Source organism: Rheinheimera muenzenbergensis, from assembly GCF_036984005.1.
GTDB lineage: Bacteria > Pseudomonadota > Gammaproteobacteria > Enterobacterales > Alteromonadaceae > Alishewanella > Alishewanella muenzenbergensis.
Map to the genome: position 1 here is coordinate 449,825 of NZ_JALAAR010000001.1, position 17,633 is coordinate 467,457.

15 protein-coding genes, 1 tRNA gene and 1 rRNA gene are annotated in these 17,633 nt (G+C 49.7%); 3 read left to right on the top strand and 14 right to left on the bottom strand.

Annotated features, from left to right (window positions below; all coding sequences use genetic code 11):
- Nucleotides 1-77: 77 nt before the first annotated feature.
- A complete protein-coding gene (gene pgeF / locus MN202_RS02060) occupies nucleotides 78-818 on the bottom strand; it encodes a peptidoglycan editing factor PgeF (RefSeq protein WP_335734419.1) in 741 nt (246 codons plus the stop codon).
- A complete protein-coding gene (gene rluD / locus MN202_RS02065; RefSeq protein WP_335734420.1) occupies nucleotides 811-1,785 on the bottom strand; it encodes a 23S rRNA pseudouridine(1911/1915/1917) synthase RluD in 975 nt (324 codons plus the stop codon). Before rluD ends, pgeF begins: the two co-directional genes overlap by 8 nt.
- 123 nt (nucleotides 1,786-1,908) lie before the next feature.
- Between rluD and MN202_RS02070 the strand changes: the two genes are divergently transcribed.
- Nucleotides 1,909-2,658 carry an outer membrane protein assembly factor BamD gene (locus MN202_RS02070; protein ID WP_335734421.1) on the top strand — a complete coding sequence of 250 codons (750 nt, stop codon included), beginning with the start codon at nucleotides 1,909-1,911 and terminating at the stop codon, nucleotides 2,656-2,658.
- A gap of 38 nt (nucleotides 2,659-2,696) precedes the next feature.
- Here the strand turns inward: MN202_RS02070 and radA are convergent, their stop codons facing one another.
- On the bottom strand, nucleotides 2,697-4,058 hold the full coding sequence (gene radA / locus MN202_RS02075) for a DNA repair protein RadA (RefSeq protein ID WP_335734422.1): 1,362 nt from the start codon (nucleotides 4,056-4,058) through the stop codon (nucleotides 2,697-2,699).
- A gap of 120 nt (nucleotides 4,059-4,178) precedes the next feature.
- Between radA and MN202_RS02080 the strand changes: the two genes are divergently transcribed.
- Complete coding sequence (locus tag MN202_RS02080; protein WP_335734423.1) at nucleotides 4,179-6,698, top strand: PilZ domain-containing protein; 2,520 nt, start codon at nucleotides 4,179-4,181, stop codon at nucleotides 6,696-6,698.
- Here the strand turns inward: MN202_RS02080 and MN202_RS02085 are convergent.
- A complete protein-coding gene (locus tag MN202_RS02085) occupies nucleotides 6,669-7,562 on the bottom strand; it encodes an alpha/beta fold hydrolase (RefSeq protein WP_335734424.1) in 894 nt (297 codons plus the stop codon). The two genes, MN202_RS02080 and MN202_RS02085, sit on opposite strands and share 30 nt — an antisense overlap.
- Nucleotides 7,563-7,564: 2 nt before the next feature.
- Complete coding sequence (gene serB / locus MN202_RS02090) at nucleotides 7,565-8,608, bottom strand: phosphoserine phosphatase SerB (protein WP_335734425.1); 1,044 nt, start codon at nucleotides 8,606-8,608, stop codon at nucleotides 7,565-7,567.
- Nucleotides 8,609-8,688: 80 nt separating this feature from the next.
- On the opposite strand from serB, the gene MN202_RS02095 reads away from it, so the two are divergent.
- Nucleotides 8,689-9,282: an AhpA/YtjB family protein gene (locus MN202_RS02095; RefSeq protein ID WP_335734426.1), complete on the top strand. Its 594-nt coding sequence runs from the start codon at nucleotides 8,689-8,691 to the stop codon at nucleotides 9,280-9,282.
- On the opposite strand, the gene MN202_RS02100 is transcribed toward MN202_RS02095, so the two are convergent.
- The 9 genes from MN202_RS02100 to rrf all read right to left on the bottom strand — a co-directional run bounded on the left by MN202_RS02100 (nucleotide 9,262) and on the right by rrf (nucleotide 17,515).
- A complete protein-coding gene (locus MN202_RS02100) occupies nucleotides 9,262-10,107 on the bottom strand; it encodes a TatD family hydrolase (protein WP_335734427.1) in 846 nt (281 codons plus the stop codon). The genes MN202_RS02095 and MN202_RS02100 overlap by 21 nt on opposite strands.
- Nucleotides 10,098-10,736 (bottom strand): pyridoxamine 5'-phosphate oxidase, encoded by a 639-nt coding sequence (gene pdxH, locus MN202_RS02105; RefSeq protein WP_335734428.1) that lies wholly within the window; start codon nucleotides 10,734-10,736, stop codon nucleotides 10,098-10,100. Before pdxH ends, MN202_RS02100 begins: the two co-directional genes overlap by 10 nt.
- A 2-nt stretch (nucleotides 10,737-10,738) precedes the next feature.
- The gene (argS, locus tag MN202_RS02110; RefSeq protein WP_335734429.1) at nucleotides 10,739-12,478 is read right to left on the bottom strand and encodes an arginine--tRNA ligase; all 1,740 of its coding nucleotides are present in this window, start codon (nucleotides 12,476-12,478) and stop codon (nucleotides 10,739-10,741) included.
- A 12-nt stretch (nucleotides 12,479-12,490) separates the two neighbouring features.
- Nucleotides 12,491-14,077: a peptide chain release factor 3 gene (gene prfC, locus MN202_RS02115; protein WP_335734430.1), complete on the bottom strand. Its 1,587-nt coding sequence runs from the start codon at nucleotides 14,075-14,077 to the stop codon at nucleotides 12,491-12,493.
- 118 nt (nucleotides 14,078-14,195) lie between these two features.
- Nucleotides 14,196-14,636: a ribosomal protein S18-alanine N-acetyltransferase gene (gene rimI, locus MN202_RS02120; protein ID WP_335734431.1), complete on the bottom strand. Its 441-nt coding sequence runs from the start codon at nucleotides 14,634-14,636 to the stop codon at nucleotides 14,196-14,198.
- Nucleotides 14,626-14,967: a hypothetical protein gene (locus MN202_RS02125; RefSeq protein WP_335734432.1), complete on the bottom strand. Its 342-nt coding sequence runs from the start codon at nucleotides 14,965-14,967 to the stop codon at nucleotides 14,626-14,628. Before MN202_RS02125 ends, rimI begins: the two co-directional genes overlap by 11 nt.
- Before the next feature lie 9 nt (nucleotides 14,968-14,976).
- Nucleotides 14,977-15,053, bottom strand: a tRNA-Trp gene (locus MN202_RS02130).
- 163 nt (nucleotides 15,054-15,216) lie between these two features.
- Nucleotides 15,217-17,253 carry a S9 family peptidase gene (locus tag MN202_RS02135; protein WP_335734433.1) on the bottom strand — a complete coding sequence of 679 codons (2,037 nt, stop codon included), beginning with the start codon at nucleotides 17,251-17,253 and terminating at the stop codon, nucleotides 15,217-15,219.
- Between the two features lie 147 nt (nucleotides 17,254-17,400).
- A 5S ribosomal RNA gene (gene rrf / locus MN202_RS02140) occupies nucleotides 17,401-17,515 on the bottom strand.
- Between the last annotated feature and the right edge of the window lie 118 nt (nucleotides 17,516-17,633).

The following is a 17,633-nucleotide window of genomic DNA, read 5'->3' on the forward strand; positions in this document are numbered from 1 at the left end:
ATACAACGCTGTTGTGTCCTAAGATTGGGCGCTATTGCCGGAAATTCAAGCAACAAACGTCAAAAAATTGACTTAGATCAGTCTAACCAGATAGAACTGGCCATACGGCCGGTTTGACCATCCCGCCGGTAAGAGAAAAACAACTCGGTTTGTTGGTGGGTACAAAAGCTACCACCATAGATTTGCCTGACACCACAGTGTTGCAGACGCTGACGTGCCAGAAAATACAGATCGGCAAAAAATTTGCCATTAGATGCGGCAACAAAAGCGGCTTCTGCAGCTGCATTGTGCGCCATAAAGGCAGCCCGGACTTCGGGCCCGACTTCAAAAGCCCGCTGACTGATTGCCGGGCCAAGATAAACCATCAGCTGCGCAGGCGCAGCGAATTGCGCTACAGTGGCTTCGACAACGCCATTGCACAGGCCACGCCAGCCAGCATGGATAGCGGCGACCTGAGTACCTTGAGTGTCGCAAAGTAACAGCGGTAAGCAGTCGGCCGTCATGACGGTTGCCACAACACCGGGTTCGGTTGTGACACTGGCGTCTGCTGTTTCGCCTGATACAGTATGCCGATCCAGCGGCAGCACCCGCACACCGTGTACCTGCTCTAACCATACCGGTGACGCGGGCATCTTTGCCAATTGCTGATAGCGACGCCGGTTTTCATGCACCAGCAACGGGTTATCATTAACATGCAAGCCTACATTCAGGCTGGCATACACGCCGGCTGAGCAGCCGCCCTGGCGGGTACTGCAGACAGCCCGCACATTAGCCGGTGCAGGCCAGTCGGGTACTATAATGGAGCTATTATCAGACAAAATCCAAACCGTGTTCAGCGGTGTCGGCGCGCAGCTCTGCTGTTAATTGCACCATGTCATCCGGAATAGGCGCATGCCATTCGAGGATTTCCAGCGTAATAGGATGTGCCAGCCGTAACATGGCGGCGTGCAGCGCCTGACGGCGGAAGTTACGTAAAATAGTCAGCAGTTGCTCACTGGCCTTACGTGGTGGCCGTGGCCGGCCGGCATACACCGGGTCGCCCACCAGCGGATGGTTAACAAACGTCATATGTACGCGGATTTGATGCGTACGGCCGGTTTCCAGCCGTAAGCGTAAGCGCGTATGAGCGCGGTATTTTTCCATTACACGAAAGTGTGTAGTGGCTGGCTTGCCCGATTGCGTCACGGCCATGTGGGTACGTTTGGTAGGATGGCGGCCTATAGGTTCATCGATAGTGCCGCCGCCGGTCATGGCTCCGTGGCACACCGCCTCATATTCGCGGGTAATTTCCCGCGCCTGCATAGCCTCGACCAGATGAGTTTGTGCCGGTATGGTTTTTGCCACCACCATCAAACCGGTCGTGTCTTTATCCAGGCGGTGAATAATACCAGCACGCGGCACTTCGCCTATACCCGGGCAATGATGCAATAAGGCGTTAAGCAAGGTGCCATCGGCATTGCCGGCGCCTGGGTGCACCACCAGCCCGGCCGGTTTATTGATCACCAGAATATGCTCATCTTCGTAAACGATATTCAGCTCGATGGCTTCAGCTTCAAAGCGTTGATCTTCGGGCAATTCAGCAAGAATATCCACTTGCTCACCGCCTAGCAGTTTTTCCCGCGGCTTGTTGCGCAATTCGCCATTTATTTTCACCGCGTCGGCCAAAATCCACTCTTTTATGCGCGAACGCGAATAATCCGGGAACATTTCGGCCAGCACCTGATCTAAGCGCTTGCCAAATAAATGCTCAGGTACAATTTCTGAAAGTTTTAGCTGTTTTGTCATGACGGAAGCAGTTATCCTGTGTGCAACCCCGGCGGGTCTGGGGTAAAATCGCAATAAAGTGTATTTTAGCGACTTTACCCCCGACTAGACAGCCATTTAGCTCAAGTAGTAATGGATTTTTAAATGAAAGCGAATTTTTTACTGATTTCTGTACTGGCCCTGACGCTAAGTGCCTGTACAGGTAAACCGGAAACACCCGATGCCAGTAACACCCGCACCGCCCAATCACTGTATCAGGATGCCAAAGCAGTATTGGACACCGGCCTGTATAACAGAGCGATTGAATTACTTACTGCGGTTGAAAGCCGTTATCCGTTTGGCCCTCTTGCCCGGCAAATTCAGCTTGATCTGATTTACGCTTATTATCAGTCGGGTGATGTCGACAAAGCTCTGGCCGGCATTGACCGTTTTATCCGCTTAAACCCTAATCATCCCGAGCTGGATTACGCCTACTATATGCGTGGTTTAAGCAATCTCAAGGCTGATAGTAATACGCTGCACGACATGTTAAATATCGATCGCGCCGATCGCGATCTGGCCAGCACCCGGCAGGCATTTGATGATTTTAAGAAGCTGGTAAGTGCATTTCCTGACAGTAAATATGCTGCCGAAGCGAAAAACCGCATGTTAAGCATTAAAGATACGCTGGCGCGGCATGAACTGATTATTGCCGATTACTATATGCGCCGTGGTGCTTATTTAGCTGCAGCTAACCGGGGCAAATATATTGTTGAATACTATCGCGATTCGCCGCTGGTAGAACAAGCGCTGGAACTGATGGTAGAAAGTTACGACAAGCTGGGTTTAACCAAACTTAAAGAAGATACCTATCAGGTATTAAAACTGAATTTCCCACAGAACAGTAAATTCTAATCCCCTAAGCCCCGTCACAACGGGGCTTTTTTTCAGCGTTAAATAGCCTCAAGCGCTTCAGAAAGTTTACTGACGCCAATAACCTCCATGCCACTGATAGCCTCTTTTGGTGCATTGGCCAGCGGCACTATGGCGCGTTTAAAGCCGTGTTTGGCTGCTTCACGCAGCCGCTCCTGGCCACTGGGTACCGGACGTATTTCACCCGCCAGGCCTACTTCACCAAATACCACTAAATCGTTCGGCAGCGGTTTGTCGCGAAAGCTCGACACCAGTGCCAGCAAGGTGGCTAAATCGGCACTGGTTTCATTAACTTTTACACCGCCGACAACGTTAACAAACACGTCCTGATCTGCCATCTGTATACCGGCGTGGCGATGCATTACCGCTAATAACATAGAAATGCGGTTTTGTTCCATGCCCAAAGTTACCCGGCGCGGGTTGTTCAGCGGCGAATAGTCGACCAGGCCCTGAATTTCAACCAGCAGCGGCCGGGTGCCTTCCCACAGCACCATGACAATACTGCCGGATTGATCTTCTTTTCCGCGGGTTAAGAAAATGGCCGAGGGATTTTTTACTTCTTTCATGCCCTGACCGGTCATGGCGAAAACACCCAGCTCATTAACCGGGCCGAAGCGGTTTTTATTACCGCGCATAGTGCGGTAGCGGTTGTCGCTGTCACCATCGAGCATTACCGAGCAATCTATACAGTGCTCCAACACCTTGGGGCCGGCCAATGAGCCGTCTTTAGTCACATGGCCCACCATAATGATGGCAATATGGTGCTGCTTGGCAAAACGGGTTAAATAGGCCGCACTTTCCCGCACCTGCGACACACTGCCCGGCGCGGACTGAATATCCGCTAGATGCATCACCTGTATCGAGTCGATAACCATAATGCGTGGCTTTTCCTGCTGTGCCAGCAGGCAAATTGTCTCTACATTGGTTTCAGCCAGCATCTTTAGCGCATTGGTTGGCAACCCCAGGCGCTGCGCCCGCATAGCGACCTGCTGCAGCGATTCTTCACCCGTAACATAGAGCGCGCCGCCTTGTTGCGCCAGGCCACACATAATTTGTAATAAAAGGGTACTTTTACCGGCGCCAGGGTGGCCGCCAATTAAAATGGCCGAACCCGGTACTATACCGCCCCCAAGCACCCGGTCAAACTCAGCAAAACCGCTGCTAAAGCGCGGTACATCCTGTAAATCTACTTCGTCCAGCCGCATCACTTTAGCCACTGCAGCACCGGCATAGCCTTCAAAGCGGGCATTTTTGCTGCTGGCGGTGCCCAGCCGTACTTCACTCACCGTATTCCAGGCACCACACTCTGTACACTGGCCTTGCCAGCGCACAAAATCTGCACCGCAGTCACTGCAGACGTAGGCGGTTTTAACCTTTGCCATAATTAATTATCCTGAACTAAATGAAAGGCATGGATATTGCTTTTCAAAATGTAACAACGTAGCGTACTACAGATTATAACCCTAAGGTGCCGTAATTTTGGCATTCAACCTGACAGAACTATGACAACAGCAGATTTACAGGAATATATTGGCGTCATTGAGCGGATGAAAAGCTCGCTCAACTCTGCCGACTTTGATCAGGTATTCAGTTTACTAACCTCAGATCTACCAAAATCCAAGCAGTTTCTGCTGAAAATGGAATTAAAACGCATGGCGCAGCCATGTAACTTTTATATCGACTTACGCGGCCATGTCGATGGCGATGTCAGAGCCTATGAGCACCAGGGCAAAACGCACTACATGGATGCCAATGCCGTTAATGTGTTTGAACGTGGCCTGAAACAATACGGTGCCTATACCGTCGGCTTGTATGAAGAGGTAATGAATACCGAAAATAACTTTCGGGTAATGCACCGCAAGCAAACCGAACAACGAGTAAAAACTGCGCTGCAACAGTCGGGCAGCAGTGAAGCCGAGGCTGAAGAACCCTCAGCAGTGCACAACCAGTATGCCCGAATTATCCCGATTGGCAACTACACCGTCAGACGCGATGAGCGGATGCACTTTAGCATTGACGTTGAACTGGAGTTAGCCGGCAAAAGATACCGCGCCAGTACCTCAGATTTATCGGTATCGGGCTGCAAATTAAAACTACAACAACCGCTGCAGCTGGAGCCAGGTCAGCAGGTACGTCTGCATTTTACCGGGCTGGAACAAGAATATATGCTGGGATTTGCTGCCGGTATTTTATACCAGCTGATAGACACCGAGCAGCAAGGTGCCAACTTATATTGGCGCATGCAACGTTTACCGGGCAATGATGAGCAGCAATTTGCCACCTTTTTGCAGAAATTTATCAGTGGCAATAAACGCCGTTATAAAGTGAATTTAGACAGTGTCAGCCAAAGCTTATTAAGTAAGGGCTACGAGCAGTTTTACTTACCCAAGCTTAGCAGTTTGCCGGTGTACATTGCCGTACGCGATGGTGCTCCGCTGCCACTTTGCGCCTTAACCACAGACTTCAACAAAGCTAGCTGGCAACATTTTCTCGATGAACAGCATCAGGCGGTTTTTAATACTGTGCTGTCGGTGCGCCGCCTCAAAGCTATTTTGCAGCTGCCGCAGCAAGACAAAAGTACTATTTTGTACAGCTTTACGCATGCAGTTAAAGGTAAATTGTTTTTTTATACCGCCACCAGCGAAGAACTACTTGAAGACGACGCCCTGCGGCAACTGTTTTTTGGCTTTGGTGCAACCAAGGCCGGATGGCGGGTATTTCAGTTAAATATACAACGTGTTAGCCCGGCAATGGCCGAAATGCCGTCTACCGTGCCAGAGGCTGACAACGGCCAGAAAAACGCCGGGCTATCCAGTTTGATCAAGCAATATATTCAGGATATCCGCTACATTGCGACGCTAAGCGATATCAGCTCTGATCGCAGTACCGACTGGTATCAGAATTATCCGGTTGATCAACAACTACTAAAAAATCTGGCCCGGTTTGGCCATAAAAAAACGCCACAACAGCCGCCGTGCGAAGCTGTAGCTATGCAATATGTTAATTTGCGCTCCGAATCACGCTATCTGTATAAAACCAGTATCGCCATCAGCGATAAAGAGCAGCCGGCACTGTTAACCGGACATAGCCGTGATTTTTCATCCAAAGGATTACAGCTGGAAACCACCCTACCGGTGCGGTTTCAAAAAGGCGATGTGCTGCTGTTAGATCTACCCGATATGCAAAAAATCAGCAACAAGTACCCTTTGACGGCCTTACCCTATGAGGTGATGGCCGTCAGTAAAAGCCGTACTATTATGAATTTACGCGCACATGAGGGCGCCGAGCCGCACACCGGCCGGTTATTCTTTCAGCAGCTGATCCAGAATAACCGGGCTAAACTGACCCCGGCAGAAGAAAGCCCACGCTATCCAGGCCTGTCAACAGCTCTACGCAATATGTATCTGAACGTGCAAAACCATTTTACGCTGTACCTGCACCGTAAAGGTATTCGCTACGAGGTTAATACTGTTACCCAGGGCAATAACCCGGCTAGTTTGCACCTGTTACTTAGCTTGTTTAGCGCAGATATAAACAAACAAGATTTGGCGCTAATTCTGCAAAATAACGCCGCCAGCCTGCATTTTGCTCAGCATTTAAAGCAAATGAAGCGGCTGGAGGCACCGAAAAGTTATGAAATGTTTCTGGTTGTCAGCCAGACTGATGACACGACAGAACTTAGCTGTATGTTCGATTATGAGTTTCGTGACGAACAGCATAAGCGTCAGTTTGTGCTTAATGCATTACAACACAAAATTATCTTTAGTTACCGTTTACAGTTATGCCGTACCGGCCGGCCGGATGTCGACTTTATTGCCGCAGAATTAAACTATATCAGCGCTTATGCCATCCATAAAGCTAAGGTGTTAGAAGAAGAGTTGTGGAGTGTAGCCGGCATGATAGATGCCGTAGACATTAGTGCTGAAGTAGGTTGGCGCTACGGTGCTGCCAGCGACGTCTATCAGCGCCAGCAGCAACGTCAGCAGAGCTTGCTAAATAAACTGCAGCAAGCCGTCCCGTAATTCGATAAAGTGGTCGGATAGCGCCGCCGGATGTGTCAGCATTGAAATATGATCATAATCATGCTGGTAGCCGCTGGCTTTGCCCAATAGCGTAAAGCGGGCCTGCGGTGATGTTTCAGCGATAAAGGCTTTAACATCCTGTGGATGGCCTAATAAGCGATCGTTCTGGGCGGCAAAATGCCATACCGGTGGCCAGCTAAGTTGCTTACTGGCAGCGGCATAATCAAATTGATCGCATAGATCAGTGTAACCGGCACCTTTTATCCATTGCACAGTATCCTGTAAAAACTGTGCCGGCTCATCATCAGCACCCAAGCGCCATTTACGGGCCGGAAAATAACCATAGCGACGGCTCAGCCAGGGCGCCACAGTGTTCCATACCAGATCTATTTTCAGCTTGCGCTCAGTATTGTTAACGCTAATGACTCTTTTAGTGCCAAAACACACTTGTGCCGCAACCCTATCAGCCAGCGCCGGAAAACGGGCCAGGCAAGCTGAAGCCAGCACGCCGCCCCAGGAATGGGCAATCAGTATTACCTTTTGCTGGTGCAGCTGATACAGATGGTCAATTAAGGCGGGGATATCGCGGGTGATCATCTGCTGCTGGCTTTGTGCAAACCCTTCTGACACATGCGGCTTAGACAACCCCCGGCCGGCAAAATCAGCGCAATACACCATAAAGCCTTGATCGGCCAAAAAGCAGCCTAAGCCTTTACCTGACTTACTGTAAAAAATACGGCCATTCTCTATGGCGCCGTGCAACATTAACACCGGCGCCAGCCCCTGTTGCAGAGGTAATAGCCTGCGTACATGCAGCTGATATTGCTGTAAATCCAAATAATAGGAACTTTGCTGATGCTTCATGCTTAATCCAGCAAATACAGCAGCTGTAACAAAGAACCTTGACGGATGGCCGCTTTAGCCTGGGCCTGTACTTTGGGTTTAGCATGGAAGGCAACACCAAGCGCTGCAGCATTAAGCATAGGAATGTCATTAGCACCATCGCCTATGGCAACGGTTTGTGATGGCGCAATGGCAAAGTCGCTGGCCAGTTTATGCACCACTTGCGCTTTAGTATTGGCATCAACGATATCGCCCACTACCCGGCCGCTAAGCTTGCCATCAATAATTTCCAGCACATTGGCAAATGTAGCGGTTAAGCCCAGCCGCTGTTTTAGTGCTTCAGTAAAATAGGTAAAGCCACCAGAAGCAATAGCGACCTGCCACTGCTGCTGTTGTAAATGCTGCACCAGCTCAGTCAAACCCGGCATTAAAGGCACCGCATCCAATACCTGACGCAATATGCTCTCTGGCGCGCCCTGCAATGTAGCAACCCGTGCCAGCAAACTTTGGCCAAAATCCAGCTCGCCGTTCATTGCCCGCGCAGTTACCGCCGCAACCTGTTCGCCGGTACCGGCCAGTTTGGCAATTTCATCAATACACTCTATCTGAATTGCAGTAGAGTCCATATCCATCACCAGCAAGCCCGGCTGACTCAGTGTGGGCCGCCCGGTTAAACACAGCAGTTCAACCCCCTGCTCTGCCGCCAATGCGTCAAGCTCTGCCAGCAGTGCCGGTGTCGGCTGCTCGCTAAGTTGTAATTCCAGTGCTTTAGCTAATAACGGATGAGGCTGAAACCAGCGGCCCGACAACACCCTGTCAGGCGCGGCTAATTGCATCACCTGCTGCAATACTGCCCAGCTAAGTTCAGCACCAAAAATACGCAACACCGCCACTGGCGATGCGGCAGGATCAGTAAAGGGCGTTGCCGCGGGCAAAGGTAATGCCTTGTTGCTGTTCAGGCTAATACTGCCGTCAGCGCCCAGGCGCAGCTGAAACTGAACGGGTAAAATGGCTGAAGGCGTTGACTGACTAAAATCAGTTGCAGAGATCTGATAAAAAAACGACACTTGGCACCTGTACTTGCTACCCCGGCGACATCCTGTGGTTGGATTGATTTAACTTGGCCAGCCGAATGGAGTTAAAAACTATGCAGAACGATAGCCCAATACCGGATACGACTTCAAGCACTATTAAGTTATTGCAGATTAGTATTGCCATTGCCGGGATCTGGCTGTTATTACATAGCTGGGTCTGGACGCAACAACAGGGCAAGTTGTTGTTTCAGCAGCAAAGTACCCAGCTTACCCGGGAAACGCTGGTGACCTTATCCCATACTGCTGCCTATTTAATAGAAAACGATCAGCTCGATGGCCTGGAGCAACTTACTCAGCACATTGCACAAAGTCCGTATTTACATGATGTCGTGGTGTATGACGCCAATGGTATGCGCATGAGCTGGTCACAAAACAGTGCGCCAGCACGCATTTTGTATTCGCCGGCGCAGGCAGAGCCGCTTATGGCCATGGTTCAGCCGATAATGCAGGGTGCGCAGTTGCTGGGTTATATTAAGTTGAGCTTACGCCTGGATGCGTCTTTGTCACCGGTAGTGATGTCATGGCAACAACTGATGCAACGGCTACTGGCGATGCTGGTACTGGCAGGCATCGTTGGCTTTTTGCTGCGCCGCGGTTTTTCACGTTTTTCCCGTCAGTCGCTGCGCTTACGCCGTACCAAGCCTTAAAATTTCTACACTGTTGTGCCATAAACTGGCGGCAATGTGCTCTGGCGGCTCTGATCGTAATTGGCAAAAAGCGGCAAACACTAACGCCAGCTGTGCCGGAGTATTTAACTCGCCCTGAAAGCCCGCCAGTGGCATTGACGGCGCATCAGTTTCCAGCACAAAGCTGCTTAGCGGTAACTTACTCACGGTATGTCGTGTCTTCTGTGCACGGTCATAGGTAATGGTGCCGCCGATGCCAAGCTTAAAGCCCAAATCGACAAAGGCCATGGCCTGCTGCTGACTGCCGGAAAAGGCATGTAAAATCCCGCCTTCAGTAAACTGCTGGCGTTTCAGCTCTGCTAAAAGCTGTGGCTGACTTTTACGATGATGCAAAATTACCGGCTTATGATATTTGCCGGCAAGTTCAAGCTGACGGCTAAACAACGTTTGCTGCACATCAAAGCTGCTGGTGTCTAACGCGAAATCGAGGCCAATTTCACCCACGGCAGCAATCTGTGATAAATGCTGTATCAGCAACGCCTCAAGCTCTGTTATCGCCTCTAGCTTAGCCTTCGCCGCCCACCAGGGGTGAATACCCAGCGCAATATGCCAGTGGCGTTGTTGTTTTCGTAAATTCAGCAGGTTTTGCCAGGCCGATTGCTGCACGGCAGGTATCAGTAAAGCAGACACGCCGACCTGCTGCGCGTTGTGCCAGTGAAGCGGTTGCGCAGCGGCAAGCTCCGGTAGATCGAGATGGCAGTGGGTGTCGAAAAGTTTAAGCGCTTGACTACCACCAACTGTATTGCTGGCAGCAGCCGGTAAAACGGACGGGGCCGTTACGGGCATAACCTGTCAATGCTCCAGCTACCATCGGCTGACCTGCTGTACATAAAGCGGTCATGCAAGCGGTGCTCGCCGCCTTGCCAGAACTCAATTTTATGTGGTCGTACTAAAAAGCCGCCCCAGAAGGATGGCAGCGGCACTTCGCCGTGCTCAAATTTGTGTTTTATTTCAGCAAATTTTTGCAGCAGTGCCTGACGGGTAGACACCGGCCGGCTTTGCTCCGATGCCCAGGCGGCCAGCTGGCTTTCTTTTGGCCGCGATAAAAAATACTTGGCCACCTGCGTTGCACTTACCCGCTCGGCAGTGCCATAAACGATGACCTGGCGCTCCAGCGGATGCCAGGGAAAATGCAGGCACACTTTCGGGTTAGCGCCAAGCTCGGTCGCCTTGCGGCTGCCAAGGTTGGTGTAAAAGGTGAAACCTTGCTGATCCACGTCTTTTAACAGCACCAGCCGCTGTGACGGCTGGCCATGCTCGTCGACAGTCGCCACACACATTGCCGTCGGATCCGGCAGCTCTGCCGCTATCGCATCTTTTAGCCACAGCTCAAACTGTGCTATAGGATCGGCATTTAGCTTATCCAAATCTAACTTGTCTTTAGTGTAACTGCGGCGAATATCGTCGATTTTCATGATTACATGCGCTCCATAACCTCAATACCAAGCAAGTCCAGGCCTTGCTGTAACAGCTTGGCGGTGAAAATACTCAGCATTAAACGGCTGTCGCGCTGTGCCGGTTCAACGCCGTCTTTTAATATCGGGCAGGCTTCATAAAACGCCATATATAAACTGGCCAGCTCATACAGGTAGTTACACAGCAGGTTTGGCTGGGCATCTTTCATTACCTGTTGCAACGCTTCTTCAAAGCGCAACAATTTAACCGCTAACTGTTTCTCCTGATCCTGTTCAATTACCAGGGCTGCACTGAAGCTATCGGAGATATCCGCACGGCGTAAAATACTGCGCACGCGGGTGTAAGCGTATTGCAGATAAGGTGCAGTGGCACCTTCAAAGCTTAGCATCGCATCCCAGCTGAAAATGTAATCGCTGGTACGGTTTTTCGATAAATCGGCGAATTTCACCGCGCCAATGCCTACTTTACGTGCCACTTCAGCTATTTCGTCAGCGGTTAAATCAGAGGCTTTTTCCTGTACTACGGCTTTGGCGCGCACGACCGCTTCTTCCAGCAGTTCGGCCAGTTTTACTGTACCACCGGTACGGGTTTTAAACGGTTTGCCGTCTTCGCCCATCATGGTACCAAACGGGCAATGATCATAGACGGTAGCATCACGCAGGTAGCCAGCTTTGCGCGCCACCAGTTCTACCTGTTTAAAATGTAAGGCCTGACGGGCGTCAGTGAAAATAATAACCCGATCGGCGTTTAGCGTATGGCTGCGGTACTGGCAGGCGGCTAAATCTGTGGTTGAATATAAAAAGCCACCTCCGGTTTTTTGTACGATAAAGGGCGATGGCTTGCCTTCTTTATCAGCCAGCTCCTGCAGGAACACCACTAAGGCGCCCTGATCTTCCACCGCCATCGATTTGGCTTTTAAATCATCCACTATGCCTTGCAGCATACTGTTATAGGCACTTTCCGGCTTAATATCGGCATGGCTTAGCGTAACGTTCAGTTTTTCATATACTTCTTCGCTGTGTTTTACCGAGGTGTCAATAAACAGCTGCCACAGCTTTTGGCAATGAGCATCACCGCTTTGTAGCTTCACCACGTAATCACGGGACTTGTCAGCAAAACCGGCTTCATCGTCGAAGCGTTTTTTCGCTTCGCGGTAAAAATCTTCCAGATCGGCCAGAGCGACCTGCTCTAAGTCGATACCGGCGGCCAGTTTATCTTCCAGGTGTGCGATCAGCATACCAAATTGGGTACCCCAGTCGCCCATGTGGTTTTGGCGGATAACCTTATCGCCCCAAAACTCCAGTGTGCGCACTACAGCATCACCGATAATAGTCGAACGCAAATGGCCAACGTGCATTTCTTTAGCCAGATTAGGTGCCGAGTAATCCACTACCACAGTTTGCGGCGCAGAATTAGCCGACACGCCCAAACGCTCATCAGAAGTGGCGGTTTGTAGCTGTGCGGCCAGCCAGGCTTTATTCAATGTAACGTTAATAAACCCCGGGCCGGCGATCTCAGTTTTATCGGCGATTCCGGCTAAATCCAGCTGCTGCACTAACTGCTCGGCTAACTGACGCGGGTTGGTTTTTAATAACTTGGCTGCAGCCATAGCGCCGTTAATCTGATAATCACCAAACTCCGGCTTGGTGCTTATCGTCACGGCAGCATTGGTGTCGGCAGGTAAGCCCAGTGCAACAAAAGCGGCCTGAGTTTTTTCGGTTAATAAATGCTTAATATTCATGCGCTCAGCCTGTTAGTGTTCACGGGTTTTGTGGAATTTTATTTTCGGGTAGCGTTCTATCGCCAGATTCAGATTTACCATAGTTGGCGCGATATAAGTGAGGGCATCACCACCATCCAGAGCTAAATTCTGACTGGCTTTATTTTTAAACTCATCCAGCGCTTTGCCATCATCGCTATAAACCCAGCGTGCTGTTGAGACGTTTACCGCTTCATAAAGTGCATCGACGTTATATTCTGACTTTAACCGGCTAACGACCACGTCAAACTGCAGTACACCGACAGCGCCAACGATTAAATCGTTGTTGTCCAGCGGGCGGAACACCTGTACCGCGCCTTCTTCGGATAACTGTACCAGGCCTTTAAGTAACTGCTTTTGCTTTAGTGGATCACGCAGGCGGATGCGGCGGAACAACTCAGGCGCAAAGTTAGGGATACCGGTAAACTGCATATTTTCACCGGTGGTAAAGGTATCGCCGATTTTAATGGTGCCGTGGTTATGCAAACCAATGATATCGCCAGGATAGGCCTCTTCTAAGTGCTCACGGTCACCGGCTAAAAAGGTTAACGCCTGTGGGATCAACACGTCTTTACCAATACGCACATGGCGCACCTTCATACCTTTTTCGTACTTGCCCGAAACTATGCGTAAAAAGGCTACCCGGTCGCGGTGCTTCGGGTCCATATTGGCCTGAATTTTAAACACAAAACCGCTAAAACCGGTCTCAACAGGCTCAACAGTACGGCTGTCGGTTGCACGTGACTGCGGCGCGGGTGCCCACTGCGTTAAACCGTCCAGCATATGGTCAACACCAAAGTTACCTAATGCCGTACCGAAAAATACTGGTGTTAACTCACCTTTTAAAAACAGCTCCTGGTTAAATTCGTTGCTGGCGCCCTGCACCAGCTCCATTTCGTCACGCAGTTGCTGGGCGTAATAACCAATGCGCTTATCCAGCTCAGGGTTATTCAGGCCTTTGATAACATCCAGATCCTGAATGGTATGGCCCATACCAGACTTATACAGAATTATTTCATCACGCAAAATATGGTACACGCCCTTAAACTCTTTACCTGAGGCAATTGGCCAGGTAATAGGTGCACAGGCGATTTTCAGTACGCTTTCAACTTCATCCAGCAAATCGATCGGGTCGCGGATATCGCGGTCCATTTTGTTCATAAAGGTGATAATAGGCGTATCGCGCAGCCGGGTAACTTCCATCAGTTTAATGGTTCTGTCTTCAACACCTTTAGCGCCGTCAATAACCATCAAACATGAATCTACCGCCGTTAAGGTACGGTAGGTATCTTCCGAGAAGTCTTCGTGACCTGGCGTATCCAGCAGGTTTACCAGGCAGTCGTTGTAAGGAAACTGCATTACCGAGGTGGTAACCGAAATACCACGCTCTTTTTCCATCTCCATCCAGTCGGAGGTAGCATACTGGCCGGACTTTTTACCTTTTACGGTACCGGCTTTTTGGATTAGATGTCCGAACAGCAATACCTTTTCGGTAATAGTGGTTTTACCGGCATCGGGGTGCGATATGATCGCAAAGGTGCGCCGGCTGTTTACTTCGGCTAAAAAGTTATCTGTGCTCATAATATCCAATAGTGTGTTACCGCAGGCATCCGGCTACGGTGTCGGGGCTAAACCCGGAAGTAAATAATAATGCGCGCGATTATAGCAGCTTGAATGGCGTGGGCACAGAGTGGATATGTTACATTACTAACGCCATCAAAATGGCATCGGCTTTACTGTCGCCCTGCACATAATAGTTTTGCCGCACACCGGTTTTACTAAATCCGCATTTTTCATATAGCGCTATGGCATTGTCGTTAGTGCTACGCACTTCTAAAAACGCTTCGGTGGCACCACGGCTGCGGCCTTCTTGCAGAAAATGTTGTAGCAAGACTTTACCATAACCCCGCCCTTGCATATCGCTAGCGACGCAGATATTAAACAGCTCCAGTTGCTCCAGAATCAGCTGGGCAAAATAGAAACCCTGGATCTCGCCGCTGTCATCCAACAACTTGTAGCTGAAGTAACTGTCGGCAAAACTGCTGACAAAAGCATTTTGCTGCCACGGGTAAGGGTTGGCATGCTGTTCAATTTCTACCAGGCGTGAGATGTCGTGCTGACTTAACAATTCAATCTTCATGCAAAGCGCTCAATAGCTGCCACAGTGCCTGTTTTAGCTCTGCAGGTTGTAAGGCGGATAACGGCGGCGTAATAAGTTGTTTGTTGTTAAGCTGCGGCGCTGCAAACTGCTGATCGATATACCAGCTAACACCTTCTGGTAGCGCAAGCTTAATATCCTGAGCCAACACGGAAACTAAATCCGCTGCGGCTAAAGGCTCTGACTCTGATATGTTTTTAGTTCCAGCCTGAGGCTTGATGGCTGGTTCAGTGCTAAACGCAGGGGATAAATTAAGTGGTGCTATTTGCAACACCTTAAGTAACTGCTGTTGTGTATAAGACAATGTTTTCATAAAGAGAAGTGGCAGGGGCAGAGGGATTCGAACCCCCAACCATCGGTTTTGGAGACCGCTGTTCTACCAATTGGAACTATGCCCCTGTAGCTTGTCGCGCCATTATACAAAAGCCGCCTTAAAGGTAAAGCAAAAAGCTCTGGAATTTGAATCAACTGCATAGAAAACGACCATTAGCGCCATTAAGTAATGCAGCCTAGCACAAGCCCGGTAGTCTGCCTACCGGGCTTAGCTGACTCAGGTCTTGAATTATTCTTTGTCTTTCTGCCGGTATTTATCAAACCAGTACAAAATATAAGCCGTTTTCGTCATTAAATTGCTCGGACGGTTATAAATTGAATGCGAGGCTTCCGGAATCCGCACCATAGCCGTATCAATGCCACGCAATTGCAATGCCTGATAAAACTGCTCGGTCTCAGAGATCGGCGTGCGATGATCGGCTTCACCGGTCATCAGCATGGTTGGCGTTTTCACGTTACCAACATAACTGATAGGTGAGTATTTTAAGTAATGCTGCGGGTTTTCCCACGGCATGGCCGGGAACCAGTACTGAGTAAAGTAACTGTACATATCGGCATTTAATACAAAGCTGAACCAGTTAATTACCGGTTTAACAGACACAGCAGCGGCGAAACGATCGGTATGGCCGACAATCCAGGCCGTTAGTGCACCACCGCCACTACCGCCAGTAACAAACAGCTCTTTCTCGTTGATAAAACCTTTGGCTATTACTGTATCGACCCCGTCCATCAGATCGTTATAATCCTGACTGGGGTAGTTATGGTGGATAAGATTGGCAAACTCTTCGCCGTAACTGGTACTGCCGCGCGGGTTGGTATACAGCACCACATAGCCTTGCGCAGCCATTAGCTGTAGCTCCATCGCAAAATGCGGGCCATAAGCAGTATGCGGCCCACCATGAATTTCCAGGATCAGCGGGTATTTTTTGTTGCGATCAAACTTCGGCGGATAAATGAGCCAGCCTTGTAACTTACGCTGGTCAATCGATGACTTGTACCAAAACTCCTCTACTTCGCCGATATCGTTAGCAAACAGCAGATCTGCATTAAAATTGGTTAGTGTCTGCTTTTTCCGCTTATGAATAACCGCCAACTCAGCCGGGCGCTGCGTATTCATTTGGGTATAGGCTATCAGACCATTATCCGCTGCAGCAAACTGGCCGCCACTATAAGGCCGGCCGTAAGAGCCTCCTCCCAGATCTTCTGCCAGTACAGTGCGCTTGCCGGACAAAGCTTGTTCAGCTAATACACCTTTACCTTCGCTATCATAAGAGATATACAGCGCTTTACTGTTAGGCAGCCACTGAAAATTATCAATAGCGCGGTCTAAATCTTCCGTAAGATTACGGATATTGCTGCCATCAAGGTTCATCACATACAAACGGTCAGCCTGATGTGCCAGCTTACGATCATCATAGCCAAGATAAGCCACTAACTTGCCATCAGGAGATAGGGCCGGGCGCGTATCAGGGCCGTTGCGATCTGTTAGCTGTGTCAGTTTACGCCCAGCCAGGGTTAGTTTAAAAATATCGCTGTTGACTGGTTTTGACTGCCAGTCGGCATGCCGGTTGGCAGAAAAATACAGCGCGCTGCTATCGCTGTTCCAGCTTAGTGCTCCGCTGTGATTAAAATCACCTTCAGTCAACTGAATAGCGCTACCACCATCAGCCGGCATAACATAAATATGCTGATAGCCAGCTTTTAGATAACCGGCACCATCGGCGCGGTATTGTTTGTTGTCTATGTATATTGCCGCTTTAGCCCAATCTGCTTTCTCCGGCTTTCCGGGTAAGCTTACCGGTGCTTTAATCTGTTTAGGTGTAAACATAGTGAAAGCCAGCCAGTTGCCATCCGGCGACCAACTTAAATTCGACGGGCTCTGCGTTAGCTGACCTAACTGTGACGTGCGACCGCTATCAAGCCACATCAAATGAATTTGACCATTAGCAATATAAGCCAGGCGTTTATTGTCCGGTGCCCAGCGTGGTGAGCTGGCACTGATATCTTTATCAGTTAAAGCTTGCTGAGTTTTACCGTCAGCGGAGCTGAGCCACAACGTCATACGGCGACGGTCGGTTTGCTTATCCATCCAGTTGCGCACAAAGACAATTTGCTCGCCGCTGCTATCCGGCTGCGGATCAGAGATAAATTCCAGGTTAAATACATCTTCATATTGCAGTGGCTTAGCAGCCTGGGCTGTATTGCCCAGAAGCAACAATAGCGTAGCAGTTAAATAGAAAGGATTAGCTATACGGGACTTTTTCATCATGGCATCCGGAATTATAGTTATAGGTGCCATTTGATACTAACCGAATTACAGCGGCCAGCTAACTGAATTCGCCAGAGTGAATTGTCTCAGAGATAAAACGCAAAAGGCCTACCGTTTAGGATAGGCCTTTTGCTTGAATGAGGTGCCTGGCGGTGAACTACTCTCGCATAGCGAATGCTACACTACCATCGTCGCAGCTGCGTTTCACTTCTGAGTTCGGAATGGGATCAGGTGGTTCCACAGCGCTATTGCCACCAGGCAAAAACTGTTTGTCGTTCTTTAACTTAGCAAGCTTTAGTAGTTATGCACACTGTATCTTAAAACATCTTGGGCGTTGTATGGTTAAGCCTCTCGGGCAATTAGTATGAGTTAGCTTA

Coding starts and splice junctions, on each gene's coding strand:
- rimI (WP_335734431.1), bottom strand. CDS start 14,636: ATGAAGATTGAATTGTTAAGTCAGCACGACATCTCACGCCTGGTAGAA.
- pdxH (WP_335734428.1), bottom strand. CDS start 10,736: ATGAAAATCGACGATATTCGCCGCAGTTACACTAAAGACAAGTTAGAT.
- MN202_RS02095 (WP_335734426.1), top strand. CDS start 8,689: ATGCAGAACGATAGCCCAATACCGGATACGACTTCAAGCACTATTAAG.
- prfC (WP_335734430.1), bottom strand. CDS start 14,077: ATGAGCACAGATAACTTTTTAGCCGAAGTAAACAGCCGGCGCACCTTT.
- MN202_RS02085 (WP_335734424.1), bottom strand. CDS start 7,562: ATGAAGCATCAGCAAAGTTCCTATTATTTGGATTTACAGCAATATCAG.
- MN202_RS02100 (WP_335734427.1), bottom strand. CDS start 10,107: ATGCCCGTAACGGCCCCGTCCGTTTTACCGGCTGCTGCCAGCAATACA.
- argS (WP_335734429.1), bottom strand. CDS start 12,478: ATGAATATTAAGCATTTATTAACCGAAAAAACTCAGGCCGCTTTTGTT.
- MN202_RS02080 (WP_335734423.1), top strand. CDS start 4,179: ATGACAACAGCAGATTTACAGGAATATATTGGCGTCATTGAGCGGATG.
- MN202_RS02125 (WP_335734432.1), bottom strand. CDS start 14,967: ATGAAAACATTGTCTTATACACAACAGCAGTTACTTAAGGTGTTGCAA.
- MN202_RS02070 (WP_335734421.1), top strand. CDS start 1,909: ATGAAAGCGAATTTTTTACTGATTTCTGTACTGGCCCTGACGCTAAGT.
- radA (WP_335734422.1), bottom strand. CDS start 4,058: ATGGCAAAGGTTAAAACCGCCTACGTCTGCAGTGACTGCGGTGCAGAT.
- MN202_RS02135 (WP_335734433.1), bottom strand. CDS start 17,253: ATGAAAAAGTCCCGTATAGCTAATCCTTTCTATTTAACTGCTACGCTA.
- rluD (WP_335734420.1), bottom strand. CDS start 1,785: ATGACAAAACAGCTAAAACTTTCAGAAATTGTACCTGAGCATTTATTT.